General features: G+C 65.3%; 6 protein-coding genes. All 6 read left to right on the top strand.

Annotation, left to right across the window (positions count from 1 at the left end; translation table 11 throughout):
* Nucleotides 1-1106 (top strand): ABC transporter substrate-binding protein (locus Q0L57_RS05485; protein WP_296739184.1); only part of this gene is annotated, 1106 nt, incomplete at its 5' end.
* Between the two features lie 24 nt (nt 1107-1130).
* Complete coding sequence (locus Q0L57_RS05490) at nt 1131-1871, top strand: ABC transporter ATP-binding protein (protein ID WP_296739187.1); 741 nt, start codon at nt 1131-1133, stop codon at nt 1869-1871.
* Complete coding sequence (locus Q0L57_RS05495; protein WP_296739191.1) at nt 1868-2596, top strand: ABC transporter ATP-binding protein; 729 nt, start codon at nt 1868-1870, stop codon at nt 2594-2596. Before Q0L57_RS05490 ends, Q0L57_RS05495 begins: the two co-directional genes overlap by 4 nt.
* A complete protein-coding gene (locus Q0L57_RS05500; RefSeq protein WP_296739193.1) occupies nt 2593-3489 on the top strand; it encodes a branched-chain amino acid ABC transporter permease in 897 nt (298 codons plus the stop codon). The genes Q0L57_RS05495 and Q0L57_RS05500 overlap by 4 nt, the downstream gene beginning before the upstream one ends.
* Nucleotides 3486-4544, top strand: coding sequence for a branched-chain amino acid ABC transporter permease (locus tag Q0L57_RS05505; protein ID WP_296739196.1), 1059 nt, complete (start codon nt 3486-3488; stop codon nt 4542-4544). The genes Q0L57_RS05500 and Q0L57_RS05505 overlap by 4 nt, the downstream gene beginning before the upstream one ends.
* A 2-nt stretch (nt 4545-4546) precedes the next feature.
* Nucleotides 4547-5309 (top strand): coniferyl-alcohol dehydrogenase (locus Q0L57_RS05510; RefSeq protein ID WP_296739199.1); only part of this gene is annotated, 763 nt, incomplete at its 3' end.

The raw sequence follows: 5309 nt of genomic DNA on the forward strand, positions 1-5309 counted from the left end.
CCCGCAAGGCCCTGGCCAACGGCATCGAGCTCGGCGGCAAGAAATACAGCGTCGAAATCCTCGACCAGGACACGCAGTCGGACCCATCCCGCGCGGGCCAATTGGCCAAGGATTTGATCAACAACAAGGCCATCGACCTGATGCTCGCCGTCTCGACGCCGGAAGTCATCAATCCGGTCGCTGACGCGTGCGAGGCGGCTGGGGTACCTTGCCTATCGACAGTCATGCCTTGGGAAGCCTGGTACTTCGGTCGCGGGGCCAAGCCGGGCCAGCCCTCGCCCTTCAAATGGACCTATCATTTCGGCTTCGGCGTCGAGGAATTCTTCAAGGCCTACATCTCGCAGTGGAACCTGATCGAGACCAACAAGAAGGTCGGCGTCATGTATCCCAACGACGCCGACGGCAACGCCATCCGCGCCCATCTGGCGCCGCTTTTGGCCAAGCAGGGTTTCACCATCGTCGATCCCGGCGCCTATGAGACCGGCACCACCGACTATTCCTCGCAGATCGCGCTGTTCAAGCAGGAGGGCGTCGAGATCTTCAACTCCTTCCCGATCCCGCCGGACTTCGCCGCCTTCTGGCGTCAGGCCGCGCAGCAGGGGCTGACAAGGCAGATCAAGATCGCCCAGGTCGCCAAGACGGGGCTGTTCCCCTCCGACATCGAAGCGCTCGGCGATCTCGGCATGAAGATTTCGAGCGCCGCCTATTGGCACAAGGCCTTCCCCTACAAGTCGCCGCTGACCGGCATTTCGGGAACCGAGCTTGCCGATGGTTACGAGGCGACGAGCGGCAAGCAGTGGACGCAGCAGCTTGGCGCCTCGATGTCGCTGCTCGATGCCGGCTTCGCAGCGCTGAAGGCGAGCGCCAACGCCAAGGACAAGGCAGCAGTCGCCAAGGCGCTGAGCACGCTCAAGACCGAAACCATGGGCGGCAAGGTCGACTTCACCAGCGGTCCTGTCCCGAACGTCTCGCCCGGCCCGATCATCGGCACGCAATGGGTGGCCGCAAAGGAAGGCAGCAAGTTCCCGTTGGACTACGTAGTCACCGAGAACGCCACCGACCCGAAGGTGCCGGTCGAGGCCAAGCTTCAGCCCTATAACGGCTGATCCGTCAGGCGTGAGGACGGCATTGTGAACGCTTCGCCCAACGGTGCGATCCTCAGCGCCGCCGGCATCCACAAGCGCTTTGGGGCGCTGGTCGTGCTGGACGACATAGACTTTGCCATGCGCGCCGAAGAGGCGGTCGGCATCGTCGGGCCGAACGGCGCCGGCAAGACGACGCTGCTCAGCGTGCTGTCCGGCGCCTACCCGCCGAGCGCGGGCATCATCGCCTTCAAGGGCGACGATGTGACCGCTCTCCCCGCCACGCAGCGCTGCCGGCTGGGCCTGGTGCGCACCCATCAGGTGCCGAAGCCCTTCGGCGGCATGACAGCCTTCGAGAATGCCTTCGTTGCTGCCTCGCACGGCGCCGGCCTCGGCCGCGACGAAGCCTATGAGGAAGCGCTAGCCTCGCTGAAACTATGCGGCATGCTGGGCGTCGCCAACCGGCGCGCCGAGACGCTGGGCCTGCTCGACCGCAAGCGGCTGGAGCTGGCGCGCGCACTGGCCGCGAAGCCAACCCTGCTTCTGCTGGATGAGATTGGCGGCGGCCTGACTGATGGCGAGGCGAGCGAGCTTGTCGAAACCATCCGTGAACTGCGCCGCCGCAAGATCGGCATCGTCTGGATCGAGCATATCGTCCATGTCCTGCTCCAGGTGGCCGAGCGGCTGATCTGCATGGACGCGGGCAAGATCATCGCCGATGGCGATCCGCAGGCGGTGATGGCCGATCCGCACGTGATCAGCGCCTATCTCGGCGGAGGCCCGAAATGAGCCTACTCTCTGTCGAGGACCTCGTCGTCCGCCATGGCCTGTTGCAAGCCGTGCGTGGCGTGAGTTTCGACATCGAGCGTGGCGAAACGCTTGCGCTGGTCGGCGCCAACGGCGCCGGCAAAACGACGCTGCTGCGTGCGATTGCCGGCGCGCATCCGGCCACCTCTGGCCGTGTGCTGTTCGACGACGTCGACCTCTCCGGCGTGCCCGCGCACGAGCGTGTCCGCAAGGGTATCGCGCTGGTGCCCGAAGGTCGGCGGCTCTTCGTGCAGATGACGGTCGAGGAGAACCTTTTGCTTGGCCGCACAGCCGGCCGTCCCGGTGACTGGAGCGTAGACAAGGTGCTCGACACCTTCCCCAATCTCAAGCCGCGTCGCCATGCCAAGGCGGGCCATCTTTCCGGCGGCGAGCAGCAGGCGACGGCAATAGGCCGCGCGCTGATGAGCAATCCGGACCTGTTGCTGCTCGACGAGGTCTCGCTCGGCCTGTCGCCGCTTGTCGTCGACCGCGTCTATGCCTCGCTGCAGGGGTTGATCAGTTCTGGTACGACGATCATCCTGGTCGAGCAAGACCTCAACCGCGCCCTTTCCTTTTCGAACAAGGTCATCTGCATGCTCGAAGGCCGGATTGCGCTGGCCGGCGACAGCAAGAGCGTGTCGCGCGACGAGGTGACGAAAGCCTATTTCGGCCTGCACCGGAAAGGCGCCGGAGGCGTGCCGGCATGAGCAACCAGATCGTCCAGGGCATCCTGCTCGGCGGTTACTACGCGCTGATCGCCTGCGGCCTCTCCTTCATGTTTTCGGTGATGCGCATCATCAACCTTGCGCATGGCAGCCTCGCGGTGATGTCGGCCTTCGCGCTGTGGCTGCTCGCCTCACGCTTCCACATCCAGCCCTTCTACGGCCTTGCCATCGTGCTGCCGCTGATGGCCGCGATCGGCTGGGCCTTGCAACGCTTCCTGCTCGAACGCAGCGCGCGTGGTGGCGCGCTGCTGCCGATCCTCACCACCTTCGGCCTCGCCATCGTCATCGACAATTTCCTATTCGAGCAGTTTGGCGCCGACACGCGCTCACTGGCGCCTTTCATCGGCAGCCTGTCCTACGATTCCTTTGAATGGCCGGGCGGCATCTATGTCGGCAAGCTGGCGGTGATCATCTTCTTCACTGCCGTCGTGCTGCTCGGCGGACTGCAGCTTTTCCTGACCCGCACCGGCCTCGGCCGCTCGATCCGCGCGACGTCGGAAGACCCCGACACGGCGGGACTGGTCGGCGTCGACGCGCGCCGCGCCAACGCCATCGCGGCGGCGATCGCCATGGTCACCGTCGGCCTCGCTGGCGCTTTCCTCGGCATGCGCGCCACCTTCGATCCCTATGCTGGCGCAACGCAGCTTCTGTTCGCCTTCGAGGCGGCGGTCATCGGCGGCGCCGGCTCGCTCTGGGGTACGCTGATCGGTGGCATCGTGCTGGCGCTGGCGCAGACACTCGGCGCGAAAGTCCACCCGCAGGGCTTCCTGATCGGCGGGCATGTCGCTTTCCTGATCGTATTGTTCATCCGGCTCTACACATCCGGCCTCGGTCTGCGCGGCCTGCTGCGCCTGCCAGCGGGGAAAGCGCCATGAGCGCCTCTCCAGTCATCGAGCGCGGCACGACCGCCTCGCGCATCGCCGGCATCGGCGTCGCGGTGATCATCGTGCTGCTTGCGATTGCGCCGCAATTCCTGTCGGTCGGCTCCGTCGACCGGATGACCGCGCTGTTCATCTATGTGATCCTCGCCGCGATGTGGAACGCGCTCGCCGGCTTCGGCGGGCTCGTCTCGGTCGGCCAGCAGGTCTTCTTCGGCCTCGGGGCCTATTTCGCCATCCGCCTCGCCAATGCCGGGCTCAATCCTTTCCTCGCGCTATTCGTCTCTGCTGTCATCGTCGGCGCCGTCTCCTGGCCGATCTCGTTCTTCATGCTTCGCTTGAAGAACGGCGAATTCGCCATCGGCATGTGGGTGATCGCGGCGCTCACTCACCTTCTCGTCAATCTCGACCGGCTGATCCAGGGCGAGACCGGAACCTCGCTGATCTCGCTCAATGTCTACGACGCATCGACCCGGCGCGTGACGATCTACTGGCTGGCGCTCGCCTCGATGACCGCACTGCTCGCCATCCTGTTCGGCCTGCTGCGCGGCAGCACGGGCGCGGCAATTCGCGCCATCCGCGACAATGAGGACGCCGCGGCTTCCGTTGGCGTGCGCGTCACTGGCACCAAGCGTCTGCTCTTCGTGCTCGCCGCCTTCGGCATCGGCGTCGCCGGTGCGTTGTGGCTGGCGACCGCCATCACCTTCCAGCCGAAAACCTACTTCAACGTGCAGTGGACCGCCTACATGATCTTCATGGTGCTGGTCGGCGGCATCGGCACCTTCGAGGGCGCCATCCTCGGCGCGCTGCTGTTCTTCCTCATCGAGACCTGGTTCGGCGGCACCGGCGTCTGGTATCTGATCGGCCTCGGCGCCACCGCGCTTGTCTTCTCGCTCTTCTTGCCGCGCGGCCTCTGGGGAACACTGGAAGAGCGCTTCGGCTGGCGCCTGTTGTCTGTCGGCTATCGCGTCAAGCTGCCGACCACCACATCGAATCCGACCAGCGAGATCGTTGCGCCGGCACAGACAAAGACACATCGGGAGAAGGCATAAGCATGCTTTTCGGCAAGACGATCCTCATCACAGGCGTCGCCTCGGGCATCGGCGCTCGTACGGCGGAACTGGCCGGTCAGCTCGGCGCCGACGTGATCGGCGTCGACCTGCGCGAGCCCGCCGCGCACCAGGGCGTCTTCGTCAAGGCCGACATCTCGTCAAAGGCCGGCGTCGATGCTCTCGTCGCGCAGCTGCCGCAGCGCATTGACGCGCTGTGCAACGTCGCCGGCCTCTCCGGCAACACCGGCGCGGCCGCGACCATCGCCGTCAACTTCTACGGCCTGCGCGCGCTTTCGGAGGCGATGGCCCCAAAACTTCGCGAAGGCGGCGCCATCGTCAACGTCGCCTCGATCGCCGGCTTCGGTTGGCGCGCCAACCTCAACCGCGCCGCCTCGATGGTGAGTGTCGAGGGTTTTCCCGATGTCGCCGGAGTGATCGCCGATCACGGGGTGAAGAATGAGGAAGGCTATCCCGTCTCGAAGGAATTGCTGCTGCTTTGGACCTTCCGTGCCGCGCACCAGGAGCTGTTCAGGAGCCGCGGCATCCGCGTCAACGCGGTCAGCCCCGGGCCGGTCGAAACGCCGATCCTGAAGCAGTTCCGCACGGTACTTGGCGACGCCAAGGTCGACAGCGATATTTCACGGGTCGGCCGCGCCGGTACCTCCGGCGACATCGCGCCGGTGGTGCTGTTCCTGTGCTCGGATGGCGCACGCTGGATCAATGGCGCCAACGTGCCTGTCGACGGCGGCCTCGAAGCATCTATAA

Origin of the sequence: Mesorhizobium sp. (assembly GCF_024509055.1) — a bacterium.
Classification (GTDB): Bacteria; Pseudomonadota; Alphaproteobacteria; order Rhizobiales; family Rhizobiaceae; genus Mesorhizobium.

What these genes read in the sequence shown, in the direction of transcription:
- Q0L57_RS05495 (WP_296739191.1), top strand. Translation starts at nt 1,868, where the DNA reads ATGAGCCTACTCTCTGTCGAGGACCTCGTCGTCCGCCATGGCCTGTTG.
- Q0L57_RS05500 (WP_296739193.1), top strand. Translation starts at nt 2,593, where the DNA reads ATGAGCAACCAGATCGTCCAGGGCATCCTGCTCGGCGGTTACTACGCG.
- Q0L57_RS05505 (WP_296739196.1), top strand. Translation starts at nt 3,486, where the DNA reads ATGAGCGCCTCTCCAGTCATCGAGCGCGGCACGACCGCCTCGCGCATC.